The sequence below is a fragment of the Shimia fortis genome (assembly GCF_040225985.1).
Lineage (GTDB): Bacteria > Pseudomonadota > Alphaproteobacteria > Rhodobacterales > Rhodobacteraceae > Shimia.
Genome location: NZ_JBBPEU010000007.1, coordinates 80414 through 106295, shown reverse-complemented (window position 1 = coordinate 106295; position 25882 = coordinate 80414). Strand labels below are relative to the sequence as shown.

General features: G+C 57.8%; 22 protein-coding genes. 18 read left to right on the top strand and 4 right to left on the bottom strand.

Annotated elements, in window-relative coordinates; all coding sequences use genetic code 11:
• The first annotated feature begins 3 nt into the window (after positions 1 to 3).
• Positions 4 to 3522, top strand: a complete 3519-nt coding sequence (gene dnaE / locus WNE31_RS12080) for a DNA polymerase III subunit alpha (protein WP_349980037.1) — start codon at positions 4 to 6, stop codon at positions 3520 to 3522.
• 131 nt (positions 3523 to 3653) lie between these two features.
• Here dnaE and WNE31_RS12075 read toward each other — a convergent pair whose 3' ends face one another.
• Positions 3654 to 3848, bottom strand: a complete 195-nt coding sequence (locus WNE31_RS12075) for a SlyX family protein (protein WP_349980036.1) — start codon at positions 3846 to 3848, stop codon at positions 3654 to 3656.
• A gap of 101 nt (positions 3849 to 3949) precedes the next feature.
• On the opposite strand from WNE31_RS12075, the gene WNE31_RS12070 reads away from it, so the two are divergent.
• The 4 genes from WNE31_RS12070 (at position 3950) to hisG (ending at position 8128) form a co-directional block, all read left to right on the top strand.
• On the top strand, positions 3950 to 4753 hold the full coding sequence (locus WNE31_RS12070; RefSeq protein ID WP_349980035.1) for a crotonase/enoyl-CoA hydratase family protein: 804 nt from the start codon (positions 3950 to 3952) through the stop codon (positions 4751 to 4753).
• A gap of 107 nt (positions 4754 to 4860) precedes the next feature.
• Complete coding sequence (gene hisS / locus WNE31_RS12065; protein ID WP_349980034.1) at positions 4861 to 6351, top strand: histidine--tRNA ligase; 1491 nt, start codon at positions 4861 to 4863, stop codon at positions 6349 to 6351.
• Entirely contained in the window at positions 6351 to 7436 is a 1086-nt protein-coding gene (locus WNE31_RS12060; protein WP_349980033.1) for an ATP phosphoribosyltransferase regulatory subunit, read from the top strand. Before hisS ends, WNE31_RS12060 begins: the two co-directional genes overlap by 1 nt.
• Positions 7433 to 8128, top strand: a complete 696-nt coding sequence (gene hisG / locus WNE31_RS12055) for an ATP phosphoribosyltransferase (RefSeq protein ID WP_349980032.1) — start codon at positions 7433 to 7435, stop codon at positions 8126 to 8128. Before WNE31_RS12060 ends, hisG begins: the two co-directional genes overlap by 4 nt.
• A gap of 16 nt (positions 8129 to 8144) precedes the next feature.
• Here hisG and WNE31_RS12050 read toward each other — a convergent pair whose 3' ends face one another.
• Positions 8145 to 8576, bottom strand: coding sequence for a DUF1489 family protein (locus WNE31_RS12050; RefSeq protein WP_349980031.1), 432 nt, complete (start codon positions 8574 to 8576; stop codon positions 8145 to 8147).
• A gap of 195 nt (positions 8577 to 8771) precedes the next feature.
• Between WNE31_RS12050 and WNE31_RS12045 the strand changes: the two genes are divergently transcribed.
• Together WNE31_RS12045 and WNE31_RS12040 are read left to right on the top strand one after the other, a co-directional pair.
• Entirely contained in the window at positions 8772 to 11051 is a 2280-nt protein-coding gene (locus WNE31_RS12045; RefSeq protein WP_349980030.1) for an adenosylcobalamin-dependent ribonucleoside-diphosphate reductase, read from the top strand.
• Between the two features lie 304 nt (positions 11052 to 11355).
• Positions 11356 to 12420 carry a Hint domain-containing protein gene (locus WNE31_RS12040; protein ID WP_349980029.1) on the top strand — a complete coding sequence of 355 codons (1065 nt, stop codon included), beginning with the start codon at positions 11356 to 11358 and terminating at the stop codon, positions 12418 to 12420.
• Positions 12421 to 12628: 208 nt separating this feature from the next.
• On the opposite strand, the gene WNE31_RS12035 is transcribed toward WNE31_RS12040, so the two are convergent.
• Positions 12629 to 13249, bottom strand: a complete 621-nt coding sequence (locus WNE31_RS12035) for a hypothetical protein (RefSeq protein ID WP_349980028.1) — start codon at positions 13247 to 13249, stop codon at positions 12629 to 12631.
• 101 nt (positions 13250 to 13350) lie between these two features.
• Here WNE31_RS12035 and WNE31_RS12030 point away from each other — a divergent pair, with 101 nt between their 5' ends.
• From WNE31_RS12030 to WNE31_RS11985, 10 genes are all read left to right on the top strand, one after another.
• Positions 13351 to 13866, top strand: a complete 516-nt coding sequence (locus WNE31_RS12030) for a hypothetical protein (RefSeq protein WP_349980026.1) — start codon at positions 13351 to 13353, stop codon at positions 13864 to 13866.
• Between the two features lie 1102 nt (positions 13867 to 14968).
• On the top strand, positions 14969 to 17623 hold the full coding sequence (locus WNE31_RS12025; RefSeq protein ID WP_349980025.1) for an SMEK domain-containing protein: 2655 nt from the start codon (positions 14969 to 14971) through the stop codon (positions 17621 to 17623).
• The gene (locus WNE31_RS12020) at positions 17620 to 17997 is read left to right on the top strand and encodes a hypothetical protein (protein ID WP_349980024.1); all 378 of its coding nucleotides are present in this window, start codon (positions 17620 to 17622) and stop codon (positions 17995 to 17997) included. The genes WNE31_RS12025 and WNE31_RS12020 overlap by 4 nt, the downstream gene beginning before the upstream one ends.
• Complete coding sequence (locus tag WNE31_RS12015) at positions 17981 to 18379, top strand: hypothetical protein (RefSeq protein ID WP_349980023.1); 399 nt, start codon at positions 17981 to 17983, stop codon at positions 18377 to 18379. Before WNE31_RS12020 ends, WNE31_RS12015 begins: the two co-directional genes overlap by 17 nt.
• Positions 18380 to 18385: 6 nt before the next feature.
• Positions 18386 to 19420 (top strand): radical SAM/SPASM domain-containing protein, encoded by a 1035-nt coding sequence (locus WNE31_RS12010; RefSeq protein ID WP_349980022.1) that lies wholly within the window; start codon positions 18386 to 18388, stop codon positions 19418 to 19420.
• Positions 19421 to 19885: 465 nt separating this feature from the next.
• Positions 19886 to 20506, top strand: coding sequence for a 30S ribosomal protein S4 (gene rpsD / locus WNE31_RS12005; protein ID WP_349980021.1), 621 nt, complete (start codon positions 19886 to 19888; stop codon positions 20504 to 20506).
• Positions 20507 to 20718: 212 nt separating this feature from the next.
• On the top strand, positions 20719 to 21246 hold the full coding sequence (locus WNE31_RS12000) for a TIGR00645 family protein (RefSeq protein ID WP_463407432.1): 528 nt from the start codon (positions 20719 to 20721) through the stop codon (positions 21244 to 21246).
• A gap of 110 nt (positions 21247 to 21356) precedes the next feature.
• Positions 21357 to 22442, top strand: a complete 1086-nt coding sequence (gene hisC, locus WNE31_RS11995; RefSeq protein ID WP_349980020.1) for a histidinol-phosphate transaminase — start codon at positions 21357 to 21359, stop codon at positions 22440 to 22442.
• Positions 22439 to 23365: a prephenate/arogenate dehydrogenase family protein gene (locus WNE31_RS11990; RefSeq protein ID WP_349980019.1), complete on the top strand. Its 927-nt coding sequence runs from the start codon at positions 22439 to 22441 to the stop codon at positions 23363 to 23365. The genes hisC and WNE31_RS11990 overlap by 4 nt, the downstream gene beginning before the upstream one ends.
• Entirely contained in the window at positions 23362 to 24210 is an 849-nt protein-coding gene (locus tag WNE31_RS11985) for an extensin-like domain-containing protein (RefSeq protein ID WP_349980018.1), read from the top strand. The genes WNE31_RS11990 and WNE31_RS11985 overlap by 4 nt, the downstream gene beginning before the upstream one ends.
• A 3-nt stretch (positions 24211 to 24213) precedes the next feature.
• Here the strand turns inward: WNE31_RS11985 and WNE31_RS11980 are convergent, their stop codons facing one another.
• Positions 24214 to 25209 (bottom strand): DUF2125 domain-containing protein, encoded by a 996-nt coding sequence (locus tag WNE31_RS11980; RefSeq protein ID WP_349980017.1) that lies wholly within the window; start codon positions 25207 to 25209, stop codon positions 24214 to 24216.
• Positions 25210 to 25336: 127 nt separating this feature from the next.
• Here WNE31_RS11980 and WNE31_RS11975 point away from each other — a divergent pair, with 127 nt between their 5' ends.
• Positions 25337 to 25873 (top strand): gamma-glutamylcyclotransferase, encoded by a 537-nt coding sequence (locus tag WNE31_RS11975; protein ID WP_349980016.1) that lies wholly within the window; start codon positions 25337 to 25339, stop codon positions 25871 to 25873.
• The last annotated feature ends 9 nt before the right edge of the window (positions 25874 to 25882 follow it).

Sequence of the window (25882 nt, the reverse complement as noted above, 5' to 3'; positions counted from 1 at the left end):
CCCATGAGCAGCCATCCCCGATTCATCCATCTCCGCGTCCACACCGAATATTCCCTTCTCGAAGGGGCGATGCGGGTCAAGAAATTGCCCGGCACCTGTGTCGACATGAACATGCCCGCCGTGGCCATCACAGACACCAACAACCTGTTTGCCGCGCTTGAATTCTCGGTCACCGCGCAGGGTGCGGGGGTGCAGCCGATTGTCGGGATGCAGGTGGATATCACCATGCCCCATGACGACCCGTCCGGGCGCACCCAACCCCCGAAACCTGCACCTATCGTCCTGCTGGCGCAGCGTGAACAAGGCTACGAGAACCTGATGAAGCTGACCTCCTGCCTGTATGTGGACAAGGGCGGGCAGCTGCCGCAGGTCTCGATGGAGGAACTCGCCGCGCGGTCGGCGGGCCTGATTTGCCTCACCGGCGGGCCGGACGGCCCGATCGGGCGCACCCTGCGCAACGGCCAGCGCGCCGCTGCCGAGGCTATGATGCGTCAGTTTCACGAGATTTTCGCCGACCGCCTGTATGTCGAACTGCAACGCCACCCCGGCGAACATGGCCAGCCCGAGGCTGAACAGAAAACCGAACGCCCCTTTATCGAGATGGCCTATGATATGGACATCCCGCTGGTCGCGACCAACGATGTCTATTTCCCGAAACCGGACATGTACGAGGCGCATGATGCGCTGATCTGTATTGCCGAAGGCGCCTATGTCGATCAGCAGGACGGCCGCCGCCGCCTGACGTCGCAGCATTACTTCAAGTCGCAGGAAGAGATGATCACCCTCTTCGCCGATCTGCCCGAAGCCATCGAAAACACGGTCGAGATCGCCCAACGCTGCGCTTTTGCCACTTATCGCCGCGACCCGATCCTGCCGAAATTCGCCGATGACGAAGTCGCCGAACTGCGCCGCATCGCGAACGAGGGCCTGCAGGCCCGCCTTGCTGTGATCCCCCATGCCGTCAGCGTCGAGGAATATCAGGAACGGCTCGACTTCGAACTTGGCATCATCGAGGGCATGGGCTTTCCGGGTTACTTCCTGATCGTGGCCGACTTTATCCAGTGGGCCAAGGACCACGACATTCCCGTCGGGCCCGGGCGGGGCTCGGGCGCGGGGTCGCTCGTCGCCTATGCGCTGACCATCACCGACCTTGATCCGCTGCGCTATTCATTGCTGTTCGAACGGTTCCTCAACCCCGAGCGGGTGTCTATGCCCGACTTCGACATCGACTTCTGCATGGACCGCCGCGAAGAGGTTATCAAATACGTTCAGGAAAAATACGGCCGCGACAAGGTGGGCCAGATCATCACCTTCGGCGCGCTTCTGTCCAAGGCCGCGGTGCGTGACATTGGGCGCGTCTTGCAGATGCCCTATGGTCAGGTGGACCGCCTGTCGAAACTGATCCCCGTCGAAGGGGTCAAGCCGATGTCGATTGCCGACGCGCTCAAGGAGGAACCCCGCCTGCGCGAAGAGGCCCGCAACGAAGAGGTCGTCGACCGCCTGCTGACCTATGGCCAGCAAGTCGAGGGGCTGTTGCGCAACGCTTCGACCCACGCGGCAGGGGTGGTGATCGGCGACCGTCCGCTGGATGCGCTGGTGCCGCTGTATCAGGATCCGAAATCCGACATGCCCGCGACCCAGTTCAACATGAAATGGGTGGAACAGGCGGGGCTGGTGAAATTCGACTTTCTGGGCCTGAAAACCCTGACCGTGATCCAGAACGCGATTGAACAGATCCACGCCTCGGGGCGGCCCCTGCATGTCGCCGCTGATGGCACGCAACTGTACGAGCCGGCGGAAGGTGCGGAAAACCAGATCAACGCCATCCCGCTGGATGACGAAGCCACCTATAAACTGTATGCCGCCGCCAAGACCGTCGCCGTCTTCCAGGTGGAATCCACCGGCATGATGGATGCGCTCAAGCGCATGAAACCCACCTGTATCGAGGACATCGTCGCGCTTGTGGCGCTCTATCGTCCCGGTCCGATGGAAAACATCCCCGTCTATTGCGAGGTCAAGAACGGCCTGCGCGAGATCGAGTCCGTACACCCCCTGATCGACCACATTCTTGAGGAAACCCAGGGCATCATCGTCTATCAGGAACAGGTGATGCAGATTGCGCAGGTCATGGCGAATTATACGCTTGGCGGCGCGGACCTGCTGCGCCGGGCGATGGGTAAAAAGATCAAAGAGGCGATGGACGCCGAACGCCCCAAGTTTGAAAAGGGCGCGGCGGAAAATGGCGTGGATGCCAAGAAGGCGTCCGAGGTGTTCGACCTTCTGGAAAAATTCGCCAACTACGGCTTTAACAAATCCCACGCGGCGGCCTATGCGGTGGTGTCCTATCAGACCGCGTGGCTCAAGGCGAACCACCCCGTCGAATTCATGGCCGGGGTGATGAACTGCGATATCCACCTCACCGACAAGCTGTCCGTCTATTTCGAAGAAGTGAAGAAAAAGCTCGCGCTGCCTTATGTGCCGCCCTGCGTGAACCGCTCGGATGCCACGTTCAAGGTGGTGGACGGGGCGCTGGTCTATGGTCTGGGCGCGCTCAAGAACGTGGGCGTCGAGGCAATGAACCTTGTCACCAACGGGCGCAAGGTGGATGGCGTCGACAAACCCTTTGCCACGCTGTTCGATTTTGCCCGTCGGGTGGACCTTAAGCGCGTCGGCAAACGCCCGCTTGAAATGCTCGCCCGCGCGGGTGCCTTTGACGAACTCGACAACAATCGCCGCCGCGTGTTGGAAAGCCTTGATGCGCTGGTGAACTATTCCGCAGCCATCCAGGATCAAAAAACCTCGAACCAGGTCTCGCTTTTTGGCGAGGCGGGCGACGACCTGCCCGAACCGCGCCTGTCGCCAGTGGGCGACTGGTTGCCGGCGGAACGTCTCGATGAAGAGGCGCGGGCCATCGGGTTCTTCCTCTCTGGCCATCCGCTCGAAGATTATATGCCTGCGCTCAAGCGCAAGAAGGTTCTCACCATGGATGAGGTCGCCGAACAGGCCAAGGGCGGGCGCTGCGTGGTCAAGATGGCGGGCCGTGTGTCTGGTCGGCAGGAACGCAAATCCGCGCGTGGCAACCGCTTTGCCTTTGCCCAACTCTCGGACCCGACCGGCGCCTACGAGGTTACGATTTTCTCGGATACCCTGGAGAAATGTCGCGAATACCTTGAAACCGGATCGAAGGTCGTGGTCACGGTCGAGGCCGAGGTCGAATCGGACCAGTTGAAACTGCTGGCGAAATCCATCGCGCCGGTAGACACGGTTGTGGCCGACGCGGGCAGTGCGGGGCTCAGAATCTTTATTGAGGACACTACCGCCATTGCGCCGGTCGCAAGCGTGCTGCAACAGGCCGCCGACTCGGTCAAAAGCGGTGGGCGCGGACCGGTCATGTTCTGCCTGATGGACCCCGCCCTGCCGGGCGAGGTTGAAATGGATACGGGCCGCGAATTCCCCGTGAACCCCCAAATCAAGGGCGCGATCAAATCGCTCGACGGGGTGATGATGGTGGAAGAATATTAAGCAGGGCAGGAGGGGCGTTGCCCCTCTTGGCCTGCGGCCAATTCACCCCAGAGTATTTAAGACAAGGTGAAGAAACGGGTTTGTACAAAATGGTCAGGCGGGGGGCTGAAATGCGTACAAACCCTATAGTTTCAGTAATGCGGCGGGCGTTCGTCACCCAGAACGATACCGCCTGTGCCTGCCGCCTCGCGCTCGGCCTCGCGTTCCATCAGCATCCGTACACGGTTTGTCAGCAAGGTGATTTCCTGATCCTGCCGCGCCACGACTTCTGACAGGTCTTCGACTGTGCGGGTTAGGTGAGCGATCTGTTCTTCCAGCTTTTTCATGGTCTCTCGATAGGCGGCGGGGCGGTCCGGGTCAAGCGACGTGGGGTTTGCGTTGATTGGTGCGCCAGGGGATGCTTCCCTGTCATCGAGGAGGATTTCACATGACGATTTCTGTTGAGACACGGGGCCGTGTCCGCGTGGTGACCATCCGCCGGGCCGCTGCGCGCAACGCAGTCAACCCCGAGACGGCGCGGGCTTTATATGAGGCTTTTCAGGCGTTTGACGTAGATGAAGCCGTCGACGTCGCGATCTTGACTGGCGAGGCAGGCAGCTTTTGTGCGGGGTTTGACCTCAAATCCGCGGCCACCGGCGCGGGGCAGGATTGGATTGCCGATGTGCAGATCCCCGATGACTGGAGCAACGCGCGCACGCGGCCTTTGCCGGGGCCGATGGGGCCGTCGCGGCTGATGCTGACCAAGCCCGTGATCGCCGCCGTGGAAGGCTATGCCGTGGCTGGCGGGATCGAACTTGCCGCGTGGTGCGACATGCGTGTCGCCGCCGAAACCGCCACGTTCGGCGTGTTCTGCCGCCGTTGGGGCGTGCCCCTGATCGACGGCGGCACCATCCGGTTGCCCCGCATTCTGGGGCAGGGCCGCGCCAATGATCTGATTTTGACCGGCCGCCCCGTGGGCGCGTCCGAGGCCTTTAACATGGGGCTGGTCGATAGAATTGTACCAGAAAATCAGGCCCTTGCTGCGGCTATGCAACTGGCCGAAAGCCTTGTGCCCTTTCCTCAGGCCTGTATGCGCGCCGATCATGTGTCGGCACGGATGTCGGGGGAAAAACTGGCGTCGGCCCTGCGCCGCGAGTGGCGGTCGTATGGCACCTTCTTGAAAGAGGGTCAGCATGGCGCGGCCCGTTTTGCCGGCGGAAAGGGGCGCGGCGGAGATTTTGCGGATATCTGAGCGCACACCACAGGGGGCGGGGCGCTTTGTCATCAAGGGTTCGCTTGCCCCCGTGCGGGGCATTGGGTAAACGCACGGGCGAGTTAAACCCGAAAGGACCATGACACATGGCCAAAGTGAAGAAAGCCCCCCGCCCCAAGGCCGAGACGCCCAAGGGGTTCCGCGACTATTTCGGCCACGAGGTGACCGAGCGCAGCCATATGCTGCAACAGATCGCCGGGGTCTATCATCATTACGGGTTCGAGGCGCTGGAATCGTCGGCGGTGGAAACTGTCGAGGCGCTGGGCAAGTTCCTGCCCGATGTCGACCGCCCCAACGAAGGCGTGTTCGCGTGGCAGGAATTTGACGAGAACGACAAGGGCGATTGGATGGCACTGCGCTATGACCTGACCGCGCCTTTGGCTCGCGTCTATGCGCAGTATCGCAATGATCTGCCGACGCCCTATCGCCGCTATGCGATGGGGCCGGTCTGGCGCAACGAAAAGCCGGGTCCGGGCCGGTTTCGCCAGTTTTATCAATGCGATGCGGATACCGTGGGCACGGCGTCCATGGCGGCGGACGCGGAAATTTGCGCCATGCTGTCGGACACGCTGGAAACCGTTGGGATTCCGCGCGGCGATTACCTGGTGCGCGTGAACAACCGCAAGGTCATGAATGGCGTGCTCGAAGTGATGGGCCTTGGCGAAGATCAGGCGGCTAAGGACAACGTGCTGCGCACCATCGACAAGTTCGACAAGGTGGGCGAACAGGGCGTGCGTGAATTGCTGACCAAGGGGCGTCTCGATGCCTCGGGGGCGTTCATTGACGGCGTGGGTCTGTCCGAAGATCAGGCCGAGCCTGTAATTGCCTTTCTGACTTCAAAAGCGGCCGACGTGTCCAAGACCTTTGAAAACCTGCGCGGTGCCGTTGGGGCGTCTGCGGTTGGGGCCGAAGGGATTGCAGAGCTGGAACAGATTGCCGAGTTGCTGGATGCGGGTGGCTATGGCGCGGACCGGATCGAGATCGACCCGAGCATCGTGCGTGGTCTGGGATACTATACCGGCCCGGTTTACGAGGCCGAGTTGACCTTTGAAATCTTTGACGAAAAGGGACGCAAGCGCCAGTTCGGGTCCGTGTCTGGTGGTGGACGTTATGACGATCTCGTCAAGCGTTTCACAGGTCAGGCCGTGCCTGCGACCGGCGTGTCGATTGGTGTGGACCGTCTGTTGGCGGCGCTGCGTGAAAAGGGCCGCATGGGCGGAACCTCGGTTGGTCCGGTGGTTGTGACCGTGATGGATAAGGCGCGCATGGCCGATTATCAGGCGATGGTGGCCGAGCTGCGCAATGCGGGCATCCGGTCCGAGGTGTATCTGGGCAACCCCAAGAATTTTGGCAACCAGTTGAAATACGCTGACAAGCGCAACAGCCCCGTGGCCGTGATCGAAGGCGGGGATGAAAAAGACCGGGGCGTGATTCAGATCAAGGATCTGGTGCTGGGCGCCAAGATCGCCGAAAGCGCGACGCTGGAAGAATGGAAAGAGCGCCCCAGCCAGTTCGAGGTGCCGCGCGATCAACTGGTTGCCAAGGTGCGCGAAATCCTTGAAGGGCAGGGTGAGTGATGCCGACCAAAGCCATGATCCGCGCCCGGGCCGCCGAGATACAGGCGTTCTTTGAAGAGGCCGGCGCGACGCCCGTGGAAACCTCGTTGCTGCAACCTGCCGAGGTGTTGTTGGACCTTTATGGCGAAGATATCCGCGGCCGCGCCTACGTGACCTCGGACACGTTGCGCGGCGAACAAATGCTGCGGCCCGATTTTACCGTGCCGGTGGTGCAGATGCACATGGACCACGGGGCGGAACCCGCGCGCTATACTTATTCCGGCCAGGTGTTCCGGCGGCAGGACGAAGACCCGAGCCGCGACAATGAATACATGCAGGTCGGATATGAGGTGTTCGAGCGCGAAAACCCCGCCTCGTCCGATGCCGAGGTCTTTGCCCTGATGCAGACTGTGCTGGCCCCGCTCGACCTGCGGGCCGCAACGGGCGATATCGGTATCCTCAAGGCGGCGGTGGCCGGGCTTGAAACCACCGAACGGCGCAAGGGTGCCCTGTTGCGCCATATCTGGCGACCGCGCCGGTTCCGGCAGTTGCTGGACCGGTTTTCGGGGCGCACCGAGATGCCTGCCACCCGCGCGGCCCTGATCGCGACGCCGAACCCGATGGATACCGATTTCCCGATGATCGGCCTGCGCTCGGAACAGGAAATCGCGGCGCGCATTGCCGCCTTGAAAGAAGACGCCGAAACACCGCCTTTGGCGGCGGGGCAGGTCGCGCTGATCGAGGCGCTGCTGGGCGTGCGCGAGAAGCTGCCCTTTGCGCTGGAACATCTGCGCGACATCGCCGTGGACATGCCTGCCATCACCGAGGCGGTGTTCACGCTCAAGGACCGGATCGAGGCGCTGGCCTCGCGCGGGGTCGATGTGGACAACCTCGAATTCGAGGCCAGCTATGGCCGCACTTCGATGGAATATTACGACGGGTTCGTGTTCGGGTTTTATGCGCCGGGCCGTGCGGACCTGCCGCCCATCGCGACCGGGGGGCGCTATGATGCGCTGACCCGCGTGTTGGGGCAGGGGCGTGAAATTCCGGCAGTGGGCGGCGTGATCCGTCCGGGTCTGGTCCTGAAACTGGAGGGCGCGCTATGACGATCAAACTGGGAGTGCCGTCCAAGGGTCGCCTGATGGAAAAGACCTTTGACTGGTTCGGCGCGCGTGGCATCGGTCTGGCGCGGTCCGGGTCGGATCGGGAATACGCCGGGTCGGTCGAAGGGATCGATGGCGTGGAACTGGTGCTGCTGTCGGCAGGGGAAATCCCCCGCGAACTGGCGGCGGGGCGTATCCATCTGGGCGTGACCGGCACCGATCTCGTGCGTGAAAAACTGGGCCAGTGGGAGCAGCAGGTCGAGGAACTCGCGTTGCTGGGCTTCGGGCAGGCGGACCTGATCATCGCCGTCCCGAATTGCTGGGTCGATGTGGACACGCTGGACGATCTTGATGCGGCAGCGGCGGCTTTCCGTGCGGAACATGGCTTCCGGCTGCGCATCGCGACCAAGTATCACCGTCTTGTGCGGGAATTCCTGCGAGACAATGGCGTGGCTGATTACCAGCTTGTCGACAGTCAGGGCGCGACCGAGGGCACGGTCAAGAACCTGACCGCCGAAGCGGTTGCCGACATCACCTCGACCGGGGATACCCTGCGTGCGAACCACCTCAAGATTCTGTCAAACGGGATGGCGCTGCAATCGCAGGCCACGCTTTTCCGGTCGCGCAAGGCGAAACTGAACGCGGACGAGCGCGAGACGCTGAAGGTGCTTCTGGAAAAACTGGACCGCGATTAAGGGCGCTGGCCGGTTTTCACCGCACGCCAATTTCAGCCAGTGCCGCGGCCAGTTCGGCCGGCAGGTCGTCTTCCTGCCGGCGTTTTCCGCGCAAATCTGCTGGACTGTCTTCGGCAGGCAGATAGCGCCAGCCCTGAAACGGGCGGCGCAGCGCCGTTTCGGTCAGGATGATTTCGGGGTCAAGCACGATGGCGCAGCGACGAATCCCGTCGCTGCCGATCACCTCGTCCAGACGCAGGATGCGTTGCCGACATTGAATCGCGCCCTTGATAACCCAGTAGATTGAGCCGCCGTTCAAAATCTCTTTTTCACGCTTGGGCCACATACGGGTGACATGCTGTGGATGCCCGTCACCGGTCTGGGCCGCGCGCGTCGCCTGCCACGCGGCAAGGCTCTCGGGATTTTCGCTGCCGACACTGAGCTTTACGAGATTGACATGCTGGGCCAAGGCGAGGGGATTCCTTATATTCCACGACCCTCATATAGTAGGTCTTCTGTTGGTGTGGGCAAGGTCTTGTGGTAAAGTGACCGTCCGTCAAGAAATAAAATCTTCCGCGCGGCCAATTTTACGTTGAGACCCCGACGCGTCGCGTAGTAACCAGAGCGCCACTCAAGCTGCCACCAGAGACAACAGGATTCGCCTATGACACGCTTTGCCGCCCCCATCGCCGAACAGATTTGGGATATGAAATATCGCTTCAAGGAAGCGGACGGCAAACCGATCGATATCACGGTCGAGGACACTTGGCGCCGCATCGCGCGCGATCTGGCGCGGGTGGAAAAAGATCCGGCGCATTGGGAAGAGAAATTCTATGCCGCGCTGGAAGACTTCAAATACCTGCCCGCAGGCCGCATCACCGCCGGTGCCGGCACCGCCCGGAACGTGACCCTGTTCAACTGTTTCGTCATGGGCACGATCCCCGACAGCATGGGCGGGATCTTTGACATGCTGAAAGAGGCCGCGCTGACCATGCAGCAGGGCGGTGGCATCGGCTATGATTTCTCGACAATTCGCCCACGGGGTGCAGACGTCAAAGGTGTGGCTGCGGATGCGTCCGGCCCCCTGTCTTTCATGGATGTGTGGGATGCGATGTGCCGCACGATCATGTCTGCCGGATCGCGCCGAGGGGCCATGATGGCCACCATGCGCTGTGACCATCCCGATATCGAGCAGTTCATCACCGCCAAATCCGACCCGGCCCGTCTGCGCATGTTCAACATGTCGGTTCTGGTCACCGATGACTTCATGGAAGCGGTCAAGAATGATGGTTCGTGGGAACTGAAATTCGGCGACAAGGTCTATCACACGGTCGAGGCGCGCGACCTCTGGAACAAGATCATGCAGTCGACCTATGACTATGCCGAACCGGGCGTGATTTTCATCGACCGCATCAACCAGATGAATAATCTGGGCTATTGCGAAACCATCGCGGCGACCAATCCTTGTGGCGAACAGCCCCTGCCGCCCTATGGTGCCTGCCTCTTGGGTTCGATCAACCTGGCCCGACTGGTCAGCAACCCCTTCGAGACCAACGCCGAGCTGAACCAGGAAGCCCTGACCGATCTTGTGGCCACCGCCGTGCGCATGATGGATAACGTGGTGGACGCCTCGAAATTCCCGCTGCCCGAACAGGCGCAGGAAGCCCAGAACAAGCGCCGCATCGGTCTTGGGGTGACCGGTCTTGCCGACGCGCTTCTGATGCTGGGCCTGAAATACGGCACCGAGGAAGCAGCCGAGCAGACCGAAGCCTGGATGAAAGCGATTGCGCGCGCATCCTATCTGGCCTCGGTCGATCTGGCCCGTGAAAAAGGCGTCTTCCCGCTGTTTGACAAGGATAAGTATGTCAATGGCGGTCTGGTCGCGCATCTGGATGACGACGTGAAGGCCGCGATCGCCGAACACGGAATCCGCAACGCGCTGCTCACCTCGATCGCGCCCACCGGCACGATCAGCCTATATGCAGGTAACGTGTCTTCGGGGATCGAACCCGTGTTTGCCTATGCCTACACCCGCAAGGTGCTGCAAAAGGACGGCTCGCGCACCGAAGAAGAGGTGGTCGACTATGCCGTGCAGATGTGGCGCGACAAGTTCGGCGACAAGGAACTGCCCGACTATTTCGTGAACGCGCAAACGCTGGAACCTGCGGCGCACGTGCGGATGCAGGCCGCGGCTCAATCGTGGATCGACTCGTCGATCTCGAAAACCATCAACTGTCCCGAGGACATCTCGTTCGATGCGTTCAAGGATGTCTACATGCAAGCATGGGACACCGGCTGCAAAGGCTGCACCACCTACCGCCCGAACGATGTGACCGGTTCGGTTCTCGCGGTGTCGGAAACGGCCGAGAACGCCCCCGGCGAAAAGCCCGAAGATCACGTGACGGATGGCGAGGTCATCTATATGTCCGAACCGCTCGAACGTCCGCAATCGCTGGAAGGCGCGACTTACAAGCTCAAGTGGCCCGACAGCGAGCACGCGATTTACCTCACCGTGAACGACGTCATCATCAATGGCCACCGCCGCCCGTTCGAAGTGTTCATCAACTCCAAGAACATGGAGCACTACGCCTGGACTCTGGCGCTGACCCGCATGATCTCGGCCGTATTCCGTCGCGGCGGTGACGTATCTTTCGTGGTCGAGGAATTGAAAGCCGTGTTCGATCCGCGCGGCGGTGCATGGATGGAGGGCAAATACATCCCGTCGATCCTCGCGGCCATCGGCGGCGTGATCGAGCGCCACATGATCGCCATCGGGTTCATCGAAGGTGAAGGCATGGGCCTCAAGACCGATCCGCAATCCGAGGTCATGGTCGTGGGCGAAGCCCCGCGCGGCAAGGCCTGCCCGTCTTGCGGCCAGTATGACATGCGCATGGTCGAAGGCTGCATGACCTGCGCCAGTTGCGGCTACTCGAAATGCGGCTGACGGCCTGAGTATGGGTGACACGGGGCGGCCTGGCCGCCCCTTTTCTTTTGAAACTCTCTAAAGGTTTCCCGGGGCTGTGGCGTGTCTGCGCAAGGCATGTAGGCTCTGAAATGGTCCATGTTTCATGGCCTGACCTGTATTGGAAAAAATTCGTCGCCCAGCGAGAGGGCCAGGTCATCCGCGCCATCAACATCAATGTCGATTAATAACCACACATTTTAAAAAAAGAATTTGGGTCTTTTCACAGCGAATCGGGTTTGTTAACCTTTAGCCAATAAAAAAACTAATGGCAGGTTATCAGGCAATGAAGACGGGCTTTCGCGGCACGTTTGTCATATCCTGGTCACAAACAGAACTAGACGGCCTTGGGGCCGCACCGGTGCAGTCGCTCGAAACGGGCGCGGTGTGGTCATGGCGTGGGGAAGCCGTGCGCGTGGACGGCCCTACCGAGCTGTTATGTCTTGATGTGTCCGAGGACGAGGCAAACATTCGTAAAAGAGCCGCCCGGATGGTGCGACGGCTGGTTGGGGCAGCTATCGACGAGTCACGGCGGCTGGATGAAATCGAGGTCGAGGAACCGCTGGTTGATGGCGGATTTGTTGTCACCAACGGCGCGCAGAGTTTTACAGTCACCGTGATTGAGGTTGAGGGGCGCCAGCCCCTGTTGATGTTCCTCGATGAGGTGCCACCACGCGATACCGAGATGTGGGTTGTGCATCATACGCTGGATGCCATGGACCGGAACCAGACCACCGGCCCGGCCACGGGCGGTGTCATCTGTTTTACGCCGGGCACACGCATCCTGACCCCCGAGGGGCCGAAACTGGTCGAAGACCTGCGCGAGGGTGACAAGGTCCAGACCAAGGACAACGGTGCGGAAGAGGTCTGCTGGATCGGCAGCCGCCGCATGACCGGCGCGCGTCTTTTCGCCATGCCCAAGCTACGGCCGATCCGCATCAAGGCCGGTGCGCTGGGGATCGAACGCCCTGACGAAGAACTGATCGTTTCGCCCGAGCACCGGATGCTTGTGAAGGGCCCCGCCGCGCGCGCGCTGTTCAACACGCCCGAGGTGCTGGTCTCGGCCCGTGAACTGGTCAACAGCTCGAACGTGGTCGTGGATTATGCCATGCGCGAGGTGACCTATATCCACCTCCTGTTGCCCCGGCACCAGATTCTCTGGGCCAATGGCGTCGAAACCGAGAGCTTCCATCCCGCCAATGCCGCCCTATCGACATTGACTGACACGGACCGGACGCGTCTTCTGAACATGATGCCGGACCTGGAATTCGATCTGAACAGCTATGGCCCCTATGCCCGCCGCAACCTGAGCGCCAGCGAGGCGGCGATCCTTCAGCACGAGGCGGCCTGATCCGCGGGGCTGCTTGCTTTCCCGATGGCTATTGCGTTCGCTGTTCAGCAGGTATTGGATCAAGTGCTGCAGGTGGTGAGGTAGTTTGAGAAACGGTGCTATGGGAAATGACATGGCCAGAATTACTGCCGCCTTCGCCATGAGCGCCCAGAACTGCGCTCTGAATCGATGCGCTCAGTTTGAAACAGGCGTTTCCAGCAGCCGCCATCTACAAAATCGTTAGGGGCGGGCGACCATTCGACAATCGGCGAATTTCAGCTTCATCGCCGTCGGATGGGAGAACTACAGTAAGAATGGGTCTGCCGAGTTCTTCGGCGAATTTGCGCCCCAACACCATGAGGTCAATTACGGCGAACTGGCTTGCGCTTTCCGCTTCAAGCATTGCTTGCAGATCGCTAACAACCTCAAAACGCCCTTTCCCATGGTAGACCATGAACCGAGAAACATCGTCTGCCAATGAAAATTGAAATGGTAGCTGATCGCTATCGTTGAAGCGCGCAACCACGTTCTCAACTTTCTTACGTGGCCCACGAAACTCACATGCTCCGTCGCAACCCATTAGTGCAAAATACACCAGTGTTTGCGGCCTGCGATCCAAGAGAGGTGTAATCTCAATAGGGCTGATACCTAGCTTGGAACCCGACGAAAGCAGCAAAAGTTTTGCGGCATCCTCCAAAGAACAAGAGTACCTCGTACCCCCAGTGTTTTTTGGTGCGCAACCACGACTTCTCCAGCTTCGAAGCAGTGTTTGGGGAAGATCGCAAGCACGTTCAATTTCCGCCGAAGATAGTTCGGCCTTTGATACCAAGTAAGCGCCGTTGGTAATCATGGTGTGTCCTTGCATTTTTATCGTTGCAATGCAACGTTTATTAGTTGCGATATCACGTAGAAGTTAGTATGTCTACGAAATGTTGCATAATGGAAGGGCCAATGAACCGTTTGAACACGCTCACGCGCACCCAGATTCTGAATTCTTTGTGCAAGGGTGCATCACAACGTGCGTGCGAAGAGGTTTTCGAGGTCAGCAACAAGACGGTACAAAAGCTCTTCCGTGACGCGGGCGACATGGCCATAGACTACCTTGGTTCGCTCAGGCAACTTGAAGCGCCCGTTATTCAAGCAGATGAGCTTTACTCGTTTGTTGGCGCAAAGCAGAAAAACGTTTATCGCATGACCCGACCTTTGGCGGGGGCAGGTACGGCGTGGGTGTATCTTGCCATTTGCGCCAAGAGCCGATTTGTTCTCGCCCACCATATCGGCGACCGTAAACTCCCCCACGCCACGAAATTTTTTTCCGCTTTACGTTCCAAGTTGGCGCAGGGGGACAATGGCAGCTTAGCCTACAGACCAACGATCATAACCGATGGGCTCATGGCATATAAGGAAGCTGCTGAAGTCATTTTTTGGCGACGAAATCAATCAGGCGATGCTCGTCAAACAATATGACAGACTGGATGAGAAAGGCGAGCCAACGCCCGCAAGTAGATACGCGGGCGCGGACAAAAGAATACTCATAGGTGATCCGCTCATGTCAGACGTAAGTACATCCTACATTGAACGTTTCAACTTGACGGCTCGGATGTGGAACAAACGCCTTGGCCGGAAGACCAACGCCTTTTCAAAGAACCGAAAAAGCCACGAAAGGCACTTGGCGCTTCTCATTATGTACTACAACTTCTGCTGGATACCTCGCGCGCAACAAAGGATTTGCGGAGAAACCGGAGAGGTGACTTCAGAAAAGCGTGCGACTCCAGCTATGGAAATTGGTTTGACTGACAGGGTACGGGCGCCGAAAGACCTGATCCACTTGATGGACGAGTTTCTGTCGCGACGTCGCGAACAGGAAAAGTTGAGCAATCTAGCCAAGAACCGCGACCTAGTTGTGGTGCCTCAGAAAGACTACAGCCCATATTGGGTCTTCTCTAGCGAAAGGCACCACTCCAAGGTGCACAGGGCGGATTGCGTGCACTGTAATCTCGGTCAGGGCCATCATCGGGGTAAGACGACACCAGGCCATTGGCACCCTTGTAGCACGCTGGAAGAAGCGACCAAGCTTGCCGAAACTTTTCACCCCTACAATCACTCGATCTGCAGCATATGTATCGGTTCATATCGGAAGAGCGGTTACAGGGGGCCGCAAGGCCCAAGGAGATCAAACCTTCTGCTTTTGAACTGAAAGCTCCAACAGTTCGGCATTTTTCGTATTGCCTCGGCCATATAATTTCTTTCTGAAGTGACAACTTCAAACTGTTGTAGAGATATATTGTAATCTGGGACAAAACTTACTTCTGCCCCTGTACAACGTTGATTTTCGGCCTCACAACGACCCTCAGCAATGTTCCCCGTGTTCACAAGTTGCTGTTCCAACAGAATTCGAAAATTGAATGACCAAGAAGCGTGTGAACACATCGACTTCTCTATTGGTCGCCAGCTCAAGTGTTGTCAGATTGTCGCCGCAGCTATAAGTTGAGCTGCAATAAGAGTGGGTTGCGAAAAGACCGAAACGTTCCGGTTTGGACCAACCGAGAACAGAGCAGAAACGGAGCCTATGACAAGACTAGAACTCCTTCAGAAGTCTGCCTCTTTGCTGGCGCGCTTCGCATGCGAAGTGCGTGTGTCAAACGCCATGGGCTTGTTTGACATCAACACTGTAGCGGAAGACTTTCTGATCCCAATTCTTGCTACGACTTTGGACTGCCCCGATCTGAAGAATCAGAACCGAATTCAAATGAATTTCCCCGCGGTGGATTTGGGATGCAATACTACTCGAACCTCGGTTCAAGTCACCTCTGATGCTACCAGTGGTAAAATCAACAAGACACTCGAAAAGTTCGAATCGCATGGCCTTGAAACAGATTTTGACCGGGTTTTTGTTTACGTGCTAACCGAGAGGCAGAAAACTTATACTTCTAAGGCACTTGAAACGACCATTGCTGGCCTACCAATCAAATTTGACCCGTCGCGCGACATCCTAGACTTTCGAGACTTGGCCCAGTTACTTGACCAACTTCCCAATGAGAAGATCCAGATAATCGTTGACCACCTTGAGGCCGAGTTCGCAAAGGCAGACTCCAGAACCAGATTTCGCTCCGAGCTGGATGATTTCTTGCTCGTGAGCGCTCAGAAAATTGAAGAGGAAAAACGAACAAAAAAATACATCCCGTCCGTGTTCGTGGAGACCACAAAAACAAAGGAAGAAATGCGATTTTTCGCAAACCCGATGTTCTTCTACAGAAGGATAGATGACGAGCTCGGTCGCGTCAGCATAGAGGGCCTTAACGAACTCTTGGGAATGGCGCAGATTGAGGAAATAGACTGTGACCTTGGCGAGTTACATTGTCTCGCCCACCCGGAAAATCTGTTCAAATTGCGAGATCGCCTTGCGAAGCAACATGCCGAGATAACAAAGCTCAAAGAGCAAGTTTCTAAGTTTTCATACGGCGAACGTGCCGAACGGTACGTGCCGAAGGACTATCTTACCGGATTTTGGACAGTGTTCCGCTACAACATAGAGTCTAGTGGGTACGGGGTGCTTCGTGCTCTTGACGACATCTCCAAGAAAATCGGCATCGCTCAAGCAAAAATTTTTCTAGTAACAGGAATGGCCGGACAGGGAAAAACAAACTTCGTTTGCGATTTGGTGGAAAATCAGTTCAGAAAGTTCCGGATTCCAACAGTTTTTATTCCCGCTAGGAAGCTGAACGATTTCCCCGGCCCAAACCGGATTCAGTCTTACATCACGAACAACCGATTCGCGCCTGATGTCCGCGATCTCCGTGAACTACTTACCTTGTTCAACAGTGTGGCGGAGGAATTTGGGAAGCCATTTATCATTGCAATTGATGGCATCAACGAAGTTGGAGACTTAGACGGCTTTGTCTCTGAACTTCGAGTGTTTCTGGAGGCATTGGTCCAGTATGACTTCGTCAAGATAATCGTAACCTGCCGCAACGAATTTTTTGATCACAAGTTTTCCGGGTTGTTTGAACCTGAGTTCACGGAGCATCTGTATCGGGTACAAGACCTTCGGAACAAGATGTCTGAGGACAATAAAGATCGCCTTCTTTGCTCTTATCTTGACCATTTTCAGATTGATGCAAGCCTTTCAAATTTGGCGAAAGAATTTTTGAAGAATGACCTCATCTTGCTCAGAATTTTCTGCGACATTCACGAGGGCAAGAGCATTGGCTACGTGCCAGATATCTACAAAGGAGATATCTTCGAAGAATATCTGACGATGAAGATTGGTGAGTTTCCGGCCCCTGCACGCCGGACAGCAATGGCTTCGATCTATAAAATCTGTGCTCGTATGTTGGAAAACGAGGATTTTGCACAGCTTCCGATGGAAGGATTTGATGAAACGGAGACAGAGATTTTCGAAAAACTTGTTGGAGAAGATATCATTCTGAGGAGAGAGGTCCCGCCAACAGGGCTTGCGTCACTGGGGGTCGAAAACATCTCTTTCACATATGATGAAATGAGGGATTTCTTGCTGGCGCATTTCACAGTTGTTGAAATGGCGCCATCGACCCCTGAGAAGGTCGATGAGTTGTTTGAGAGAGTTTGCAAGTGGCCGATTTACGAAGGCTTCTTCCGGTATGCCTATGTTCTGGCGAGGAAGAAAAGATGCGACCGAGTTATTGAAACATGTGAAGCCTTTGATGACTTTGATCGGCATTACCTCAACAACTTAACCATGCTATCTGCCGACATCCAGACGCCCGAGGATACCGCACGGGTGAAGTCGATGTTGGCCAATCTGACAGTAGAGCGCGAACTTCGCCAATTGTCTTGGTTCTTGTTTAGGAAGCGCGAAGCTTCGGATCATCTCAATGTTGAAATTCTCTTGGATCATCTTTGCGATTTGGAAGATGTCGCCTTGGAAGAATTTACTAAAGCAATGTTCTCGCGTTCAGAAGACTATCGCGGCAGTGAGTGGAGGGATAGAGTGAGCGGCTTGCTAACAAGTTTGATCGAACTTGATGACGACCAGCAAGTTGGCATTGGTGGTCCTGCGCTGGCTGTGGCGCTGTACTTTGCTCCCTTTGCGCGTTGGGACGAGCGAGAGGCAACCAAAAACCTCTTTTCAAGCAGGGCGGCGGTTCAAGAATTCCATGACGCAATCAGCGTGTGCCGAAATGCGAGTTCCGACGGGGTTCAGACATGCGTGGCGGAAATCGAAGAAGAACAGGCAGCCACATGAGAGATGAGATCAAACTGATCCTTCCAACATCATGGGAACCACGCAAGGACGCCTTTCTTGCGAAGCTAGGCGTGTCCAGTGGCGGTTTAGGCGAACACTTCTTCGGTAACGTCTATGACGCGTTTTTTACCCACTCCATTGAAGTGAAGAGGGAATTCGAAAGATACTACTCGGTCGAGTACGCCAAGTTGGCCGATTATATTGAGATCACTTATGGAGAGGTTCTCAGCGATGACGACTTGGAGCATGAACGGATTTACTTGGTGACATCGTTGCCTCAAGTCGTTGACGAAATGTACGAGGACAACAAACTGGACACAGTGCTTCAGTGCATTGGGGAACTGGAAAGGGCACAAAATGAAGATCAAACTTGATTTCGTTTCAAACAGCTCTTCGACATCTTTCGTGTACATCTCTGACATCGATTTGACCGAAGACCTTTTTCTAGAAGCCGCCGGGGTGGACCGGGACGGCCCCGTCGGAGATTTGTTCGCGCAGATGTATGGGGAAATAATCTCAGCTATGCGCAATGGAGCCAGCGTCACATCCAAGGAGGCTGCCGACAACCTCGCTGGAACACACGAATACACTCCAGAGGTCATCCAAAAGATGAAGGATGCGCTTGATCAAGGGAAAAACGTAGCGACGGGCACACTCGATAGCGATGGGCCTCTCGCTGAATCACTTCTTTGTATGGCGATGTTCGAGATCGATTCTGACAAGTTTTATATCAACGCATATAACAACTATTGGTGACTTCGTTTGCTGAAAGCTAATCGTTACAAAAGCCTTGGTTACACGTCCTTTTTTAACTCGGACACGGGCTTCTTCGCGCGAATTCCGGACAAGGGCTCTAAAGACCCTTTCTGGTCGCCTCATGGCCCAGAGTTGATGGACATCTCAATAACAAACTGGTGCGACAAAGGTTGTGCATTTTGCTATAAGTCCTCGACCAAGCGCGGAAAACATATGGCGTTGGTCGATTACAAAAATGTCATCGACCAGGCAGCCAAAATGGGTACATTCCAAGTTGCCTTGGGCGGTGGCAACCCAAACCAACACCCAGACTTTGTTGAGATTCTCGAATACACTGCCGCTAAAGGAATAGTGCCGAATTATACGACAAACGGTCGGGGGCTCACCGATGATATTCTTAAGGCAACGCGAAAGCACTGCGGGGCCGTCGCTGTTTCTGCCTACGAACCCTATGATGAAACCGCAGAGACGATAGAGACGCTGGCGGCGTCAGGCATCAAGATAAACGTGCACTTTATTTTGGATGCCGAAAGCATCGACACAGCGATTAGGTGGCTCAAGGAGCCACCAAGTTTCTTGAGAGGTATTAATGCCATTATCTTTTTGAACTACAAGCCGTCTGGCCGAAAGGTGTTTGAGAAGAAAATGCTGCGAAACAGCGATCGGCTGGACGAATTCTTTGAACTGGCAACTTCAGGCCAACGTAAACTAAAGGTTGGTTTCGATGCCTGCTGCGTCAGCGGCGTTTTCGCTCGCACCAACGCCAATCCGTCAATGGTCGACGCATGCGACGCGGGAAGGTTTTCGATGTATGTTTCAGAAGACCTCTCGGTGCATCCGTGTTCCTTTCAGAGTGGACTCGCAAGCGGAGATCAACTCAACGAACACTCCTCATTGTTGGAAATCTGGACAAAGTCAAAAAACATGGCTTCGTTTCGAAGCTACTTTGCTTCCGAGCGATGCGGTGGCTGCGCGCACCGCTCGACTTGTATGAATGGATGCCCATTGTTTGATGATCTCGTCGTTTGTGGAAACCGGTGAAATCGCTAGCTGTTCGAAAACGGCTGCCTTGTCGTTCATGTTTTCGCGGGGCGTTTTCTATGTAGGCAATACTTGTTCTTGAAATTGAGGCGTTGCACTACTGGGCAAACGCCCACTCGTTACCAAATAGCAGGATCGCTTGGGTGCGCTGAAACTGGCCGCCGTACGTCCTAACGCTTCAAGTGCTGTGCGGGGCTCGTAAGTCAGGATCGGGTCTGCAGCCGTGCTGAGCGATCAGTGGGATATGTAGGGCGTTATGTCAGAATTAGTGACATGCCATTTCCCATAGCATCACTCTTCAAACTACCTCACCACCGTGCTGCAAGAGCGCTTGACTCTGCCACATGATCGTATAGAAGCGCGGCTTCATTGGTGTTGGTGGCCCCCGCAAGGGGATGCCTGTCATGTCGGCAAAATCCGGCAAGAGGACAACGCCCTTCGAAACCTGAACGAAGGAGATCAGCCGTGACCAAACGCACGACTGCCAAGTACAAAATTGATCGCCGCATGGGCGAAAACATTTGGGGCCGCCCCAAATCCCCCGTCAACCGTCGCGAATATGGCCCCGGCCAGCACGGTCAACGCCGCAAGGGCAAGATGTCGGACTTCGGTCTGCAGCTGCGCGCCAAGCAGAAGCTGAAAGGCTATTACGGCGACATGACCGAGAAAATGTTCCGCCGCATCTACGCCGAAGCGGAACGTGTCAAAGGTGACACCGGTGAAAACCTGATTGGTCTGCTCGAGCGTCGTCTGGACGCCGTTGTTTACCGCGCCAAATTCGTGCCCACCGTGTTCGCAGCCCGTCAGTTCGTGAACCACGGCCACGTCAAGGTGAACGGCAAGAAGGTCAACATCCCGTCCTACCGCGTTAAGGAAGGCGACGTGATCGAAGTGCGTGACCGCTCCAAGCAGCTGGCCGTTCTTCTCGAAGCCGTTGCTCTGCCCGAGCGTGATGTTCCGGATTACATCGACGCCGACCACTCGAAGATGACCGCCACCTTCGTACGCACCCCGGGCCTGTCGGATGTGCCGTACCCGGTCATGATGGAACCGAACCTCGTGGTCGAATTCTACGCGAAGAACTAATCTTCGCCGACCCGACGATTTTTTGGAAACCCGCAGCCGGAATGCTGCGGGTTTTCTTTTTGTGTCGTGCCGACCGGGGGCGCTGCCCCCGTCCCCCCCATACAAAAAAGAGTTGTCGGGAATATCACCCGGGAAAAAAGGGCGCGTCGTGAATGTTGCGCGTCCGGCGTTCTGCTCTTATGGGAAGGGCGGCAGAGATAAGGAGAGCACAGATGGCCAACCCGATCGAGAAAGGCATCGAGAAAACCCTGTTCGGATCGCGCTGGCTGATGGCGCCGATGTATCTGGGTCTTGTGGTGGCGTTGGCCATGCTGGTCTATGTCTTCGTGCATGAACTGGCGATCTATCTGCCGCAGGTGCCGTCCATGTCGGCGGATAAGGTGATACTTGTGGTATTGACCCTGATCGACCTGACCCTCGCGGGAAACCTGCTCTTGATCGTGCTGTTCTCGGGGTATGAGAGTTTCGTGTCGAAGCTCGACGTAAGCGAAACGTCCGAACGGCTGGAATGGATGGGCACCGTCAACTTTTCCGGCCTCAAGATGAAGCTGATCGCCTCGATCGTGGCGATTTCGGCCATTCACCTGCTCAAAAGGTTCATGGAGCTCGGTAAAGCCAAGGGGGAATTGTCCTTCAGTGACGCAGAACTGATGTGGCTGGTCGTGATCCACATGGTTTTTGTCCTGTCAGGTGTTCTTATGGCGCTGATGGACTATCTGACGGCACGGTCCAAGAGGTAACCAAATGCCGGGCGTGACCACAATCACGCAACCATGCGCAATCGTGTGTTCTGTTCTTTCAAACCGTGCGCGCCGGGGATATGAGAACGGGCATAGCAGGAGACTATTGAATGTCGCGTATTGAACCGCAGCCGGGGATCATGGAGATCGAACTCTATGTCGGGGGCAAGGCCACCGTCGAGGGTGTCAGTGATGTCGTCAAACTGTCGTCAAACGAAAACCCTTACGGGTGTTCGGACGCGGCCAAGGAAGCCGTGGCCAAGGCAGGCCACAACCTGCATCGCTATCCCAGCACGGATCATGCCGACCTGCGCGCCGCGATTGCCGAGGTGCACGATCTGGACGCCGCGCGCATCATCTGTGGCGTGGGCTCGGACGAGGTGCTGCAATTCATCGCCCAGTGCTATGCCGGACCGGGCGACGAGGTGATCTATACCGAGCACGGGTTTTCCATGTATCCGATCCTGGCGCACGCGGTTGGGGCGACGCCGGTCAAGGTGCCCGAACGCGAACGCGTGGTGGATGTGGATGCCATTCTGGATGCCTGCACCGAAAAGACGCGGATCGTGTTTATTGCCAACCCTGCCAACCCTACCGGCACGATGGTTGGCAGTAATGAAATCGCGCGTCTGGCGGCCGGGCTGCCCAAGGGCGCGATCCTCGTGCATGACGGGGCTTATACCGAATATGTCGAAGGTTTCGACGGCGGCGCGGCTTTGGTCGATGCGCAGGACAATGTCATCATGACCCGCACCTTTTCCAAGATTTACGGGTTGGGCGGTTTGCGGATCGGCTGGGGCTATGCCTCGCAAGAGATCATTGACGTGCTGAACCGCGTCCGCCAGCCCTTCAACCTGTCCACGCTGCAGCTTGCCGTGGCCGAGGCCGCGGTGCGCGATCAGGCATTTGTCGAGAAATGTCGCGTGGACAATGCGCGGCTGCGCGCCTGGCTGGCCGAGGCGCTCGCCGAACTGGGCGTGCCGTCAGATACGTCCTGCGCCAACTTCATTCTGGCGCGCTTTGCATCGCAGGCCGAGGCCGAGGCCTGTGACGATTACCTGAAATCGCAGGGCCTGATCGTGCGCCGGACCACGGGGTACGGACTGGCCAATTGCCTGCGGATCACCGTCGGGGACGAGGCGGGCTGTCGGCGCGTGGCCCATGCCATCGGCCAGTTCAAGGGCGGTGCCAGATGAACGCACCGGTCTATGAACGTGTCGCCCTGATCGGGCTTGGGCTGATTGCTTCGTCGATGTTCTGGGCGATCAAGCGGGCAGGGCTGGCGGGCGAGGTCACGGGCTATGCCCGCTCGGCCGCGACGCGGGATCGGGCGCGGGAAATCGGCCTGTGTGACCGGGTCTGTGACACGGCGCTTGAGGCCGTGCAGGACGCCGACCTTGTCGTGCTTTGCGTGCCTGTGGGCGCCATGGGGGCCGTGGCCGCAGATATCGCGCCGGGCCTGAAAGCAGGGGCTACCGTATCGGATGTGGGCTCCGTGAAACGCGCGGTGATAGAGGCCGTTGCCCCGCATTTGCCCGACAGTGTGCATTTCGTGCCCGCGCACCCGTTGGCCGGGACCGAACATTCAGGCCCCGATTCCGGGTTTGCCGAATTGTATGACAACCGTTGGTGCATCATCGTGCCCGCCTATCAGAGCACCGATCCCACCGCCGTGGCCCGCCTGCGTGCGCTTTGGGAAGGCATGGGCGCCAATGTCGATGAAATGGATGCCGATCACCACGACCTCGTACTGGCAGTGACCAGCCACGCGCCGCACCTGATCGCCTATACCATGGTCGGTGTGGCGGATGATCTGCGGCGTGTGACCGACAGTGAGGTCATCAAGTATTCGGCGGCGGGGTTTCGCGATTTCACACGGATCGCGGCCAGCGACCCCACCATGTGGCGCGACGTGTTCCTGAACAACAAGGATGCCACGCTGGAAATCCTGGGCCGTTTCACCGAAGAACTCTTTGCGCTGCAACGGGCCATCCGCACCGGCGACGGTGACACCCTGTTTGACTATTTTACGCATACCCGCGCCATCCGCCGGGGCATCATCGAGGCGGGACAGGACACCGAGGCCCCCGATTTCGGGCGCGGGGCCCCCAAGGCATGATCCGCAGGGCGGGACTTGCGGTTTTGCTGCTGGCGACGGCAGCGGCGGCAGGGGCCCCTGACACATCGCTGCGCCCCGTGTCGCGCGAGGATGTCTTTCCCCCCGCCTTGCCTAGTTTTGCACCGGATGAATCCGTGAGGCCAAAGGCCCGCACCACGCGCAGCGCGCCCGTGGCAGCGGCGGCCAACACGCGTACCAGCCCGGACCCTCTTTCAAAGACCCTGACAGACCGTGGTGTCGTGCCAGCCAGTTCACCACGGGATCTCGACCCCGAACCCAGAGAGACCAACTCCGCGTCCCGTGTCAGAAGCACACGGGTCGGCAAGGTCTGCAAGGACCGGAACCTGCGCGGTCTCGAAGTCGGGGCCGTCGCCGGACGGCTGAGCGGGTGCGGCATCGACAAGGGCGCCATCCGTCTTTACGAGGTGTCGGGCGTCAAGCTCAGCACCCCTGCCGTGATGGAGTGCGACACCGCCCGTGCGCTCAAGAAATGGGTCGATGGGGGCATGTCCAAATCGGTCAAACGCTATGGCGGCGGGGTTGTCGAACTCAAGGTGGCGGCGGGATATGCCTGCCGTACCCGCAACAACCGCCCCGGTGCGAAAATCTCGGAACATGGCAAGGGACGTGCGATCGACATCAGCGCCTTGCATCTCAAGAACGGAGACACGATTTCCGTACTTCGCGACTGGGGCAAGGGGCGGAAAGGCAAGATGTTGCGCAGGATGCACAAGCAGGCCTGTGGCCCGTTCGGCACCGTGCTGGGCCCGAATGCCGACCGTTACCATAAAGACCATTTCCACTTTGACATCGCCAAGCACCGTGGCGGCCCCTATTGCCGCTAGGCGTCAGCGCAGGCGGATCACCGGTGCGGGGCCAATCGGCAGGGGGCCAAGCCATGTGCGCTGTCGCTTGAACGACAGCGGAATGTCGAGGGTCTGCGACGATCCGGACAGTTTCGCCAGCGTTTCCAGTGCGCCTTCGGTGGCGTCCAGAATGCCGGTCGGAATGTCGCCACTGCTGCGCGCAACATCCAGTATATCCCGCCAGTTTGTCGCGCGAACCGTGATATCCCCGGTGGGATAACCCAGCCCGTCAACCGTGACCTTGCCCGCCGCCTGCAGGTTCAGATCCCCCCACGCGATTTCCGCGCGTTTGAGGTCGATTTCGGTCGGTTGCGGACGGGCGTCCTCGATGGCGCGCATGTCTAGTGGCCGTTCAAAGGTGATTTCGACCTGCGCCTGCACGGTTTTCAGCGTGCGTGGCAGGTCTTCGCCCCGCGACAGGCGATAGGCCACTGGCGGCGCGAGGTTCATCACGTCTGACGCGAACTGGTAGGTGGCCTCGGTCTCGGGTTTCTTTTGCAGGGCAAGGCGCACCTCGCTGGCACTGCTGCGCCAGTCGGTCGAGGACACGACCTGCAATTGTTCGATCACAAGATTGCTGCGCTCAAGCGGCAGGGTCTTGGCCTTGCCCAGCACCAGCGAGGCGCGCATGTCCTCGGTCGCGATCTGGATTTTCTGGTCGGGAAAGGACAGGGTTTGCGCCTGTGGCCAGACGGCGATCAGGTGATTGGGTTTATAGCTCAGCGCAAACAGCTGGAAAAACGGCAGGTCCACCGCAACGCCGGTTTCGGGATCGGCCAGGGTGAGGGTGTCAAAGGTCGCGTCGATCCGGTTCGGGTATCCCGACACGTCCAGATCCGCGTATTCGGCGACCCAGCCTTCGGCCTGCCGCGCGGCGAACCAGCTTTCGAACCCCGACCGGGCCGAAGAGGCCGCGATAAACCAATAGGCCGACCACCCAATGGCGGCCACAAGGATCAGGATCAGCAATCGTTTCATCGGGGGGCCTCTTTCAACTCGTGCTGCATTGGTGTTTAAAGCCTTCTGCGCGAAACTTGAAACCCAAGTTTGCCTGAGGCGATGATTTCTGCGGCGTGCAGGATCGGGACAGACAAGGACACGAAACATGACGATGTGGGTCTTCGGATACGGTTCCCTGTTGTGGAACCCCGGCTTCGATTACGAAGAGAAACTGATCGCGTCGCTGCCCGGCTGGCATCGCAGCTTCTGCATGCGTTCGATTCACCATCGCGGCACGTCTGAAAACCCGGGCCTTGTGCTGGCTCTGGACGCGATGGAACATGCGCATTGTCAGGGGCTGGCCCTGTCCGTGCCCACCGGCGCCGAGGCGCAAACCCTAGACTACCTGCGCGAACGTGAACTGGTCTCGTCCGCCTATCTGGAACAGGTGCTGACGGTGGACCTGTCGGACGGGCGCAAAGTCGAGGCGGTGACCTATGTGATCGACCCGCACCATGTGCAGTATTGCCATCTCGAACTTGAAGAGCAGGCCCACATCATCGCAACGGCAGTAGGCGGGCGCGGGCCCAACACGGAATACCTGCACAACACGGCCAGCCACCTTTCCGAATTGGGCATTCAGGATGAAGAACTGGACTGGCTGTCTGCGCGTGTGCGCGAATTGACGGCGCTGGACGTCTGACGCGGGGCG

Bases quoted from the DNA above. Each gene is read 5' to 3' on its own strand.
- dnaE (WP_349980037.1), top strand. From the start codon at position 4: ATGAGCAGCCATCCCCGATTCATCCATCTCCGCGTCCACACCGAATAT.
- WNE31_RS12075 (WP_349980036.1), bottom strand. From the start codon at position 3,848: ATGAAAAAGCTGGAAGAACAGATCGCTCACCTAACCCGCACAGTCGAA.
- WNE31_RS12070 (WP_349980035.1), top strand. From the start codon at position 3,950: ATGACGATTTCTGTTGAGACACGGGGCCGTGTCCGCGTGGTGACCATC.
- hisS (WP_349980034.1), top strand. From the start codon at position 4,861: ATGGCCAAAGTGAAGAAAGCCCCCCGCCCCAAGGCCGAGACGCCCAAG.
- WNE31_RS12060 (WP_349980033.1), top strand. From the start codon at position 6,351: ATGCCGACCAAAGCCATGATCCGCGCCCGGGCCGCCGAGATACAGGCG.
- hisG (WP_349980032.1), top strand. From the start codon at position 7,433: ATGACGATCAAACTGGGAGTGCCGTCCAAGGGTCGCCTGATGGAAAAG.
- WNE31_RS12045 (WP_349980030.1), top strand. From the start codon at position 8,772: ATGACACGCTTTGCCGCCCCCATCGCCGAACAGATTTGGGATATGAAA.
- WNE31_RS12040 (WP_349980029.1), top strand. From the start codon at position 11,356: ATGAAGACGGGCTTTCGCGGCACGTTTGTCATATCCTGGTCACAAACA.
- WNE31_RS12035 (WP_349980028.1), bottom strand. From the start codon at position 13,249: ATGATTACCAACGGCGCTTACTTGGTATCAAAGGCCGAACTATCTTCG.
- WNE31_RS12030 (WP_349980026.1), top strand. From the start codon at position 13,351: ATGAACCGTTTGAACACGCTCACGCGCACCCAGATTCTGAATTCTTTG.
- WNE31_RS12025 (WP_349980025.1), top strand. From the start codon at position 14,969: ATGACAAGACTAGAACTCCTTCAGAAGTCTGCCTCTTTGCTGGCGCGC.
- WNE31_RS12020 (WP_349980024.1), top strand. From the start codon at position 17,620: ATGAGAGATGAGATCAAACTGATCCTTCCAACATCATGGGAACCACGC.
- WNE31_RS12015 (WP_349980023.1), top strand. From the start codon at position 17,981: ATGAAGATCAAACTTGATTTCGTTTCAAACAGCTCTTCGACATCTTTC.
- WNE31_RS12000 (WP_463407432.1), top strand. From the start codon at position 20,719: ATGGCCAACCCGATCGAGAAAGGCATCGAGAAAACCCTGTTCGGATCG.
- hisC (WP_349980020.1), top strand. From the start codon at position 21,357: ATGTCGCGTATTGAACCGCAGCCGGGGATCATGGAGATCGAACTCTAT.
- WNE31_RS11990 (WP_349980019.1), top strand. From the start codon at position 22,439: ATGAACGCACCGGTCTATGAACGTGTCGCCCTGATCGGGCTTGGGCTG.
- WNE31_RS11985 (WP_349980018.1), top strand. From the start codon at position 23,362: ATGATCCGCAGGGCGGGACTTGCGGTTTTGCTGCTGGCGACGGCAGCG.
- WNE31_RS11980 (WP_349980017.1), bottom strand. From the start codon at position 25,209: ATGAAACGATTGCTGATCCTGATCCTTGTGGCCGCCATTGGGTGGTCG.
- WNE31_RS11975 (WP_349980016.1), top strand. From the start codon at position 25,337: ATGACGATGTGGGTCTTCGGATACGGTTCCCTGTTGTGGAACCCCGGC.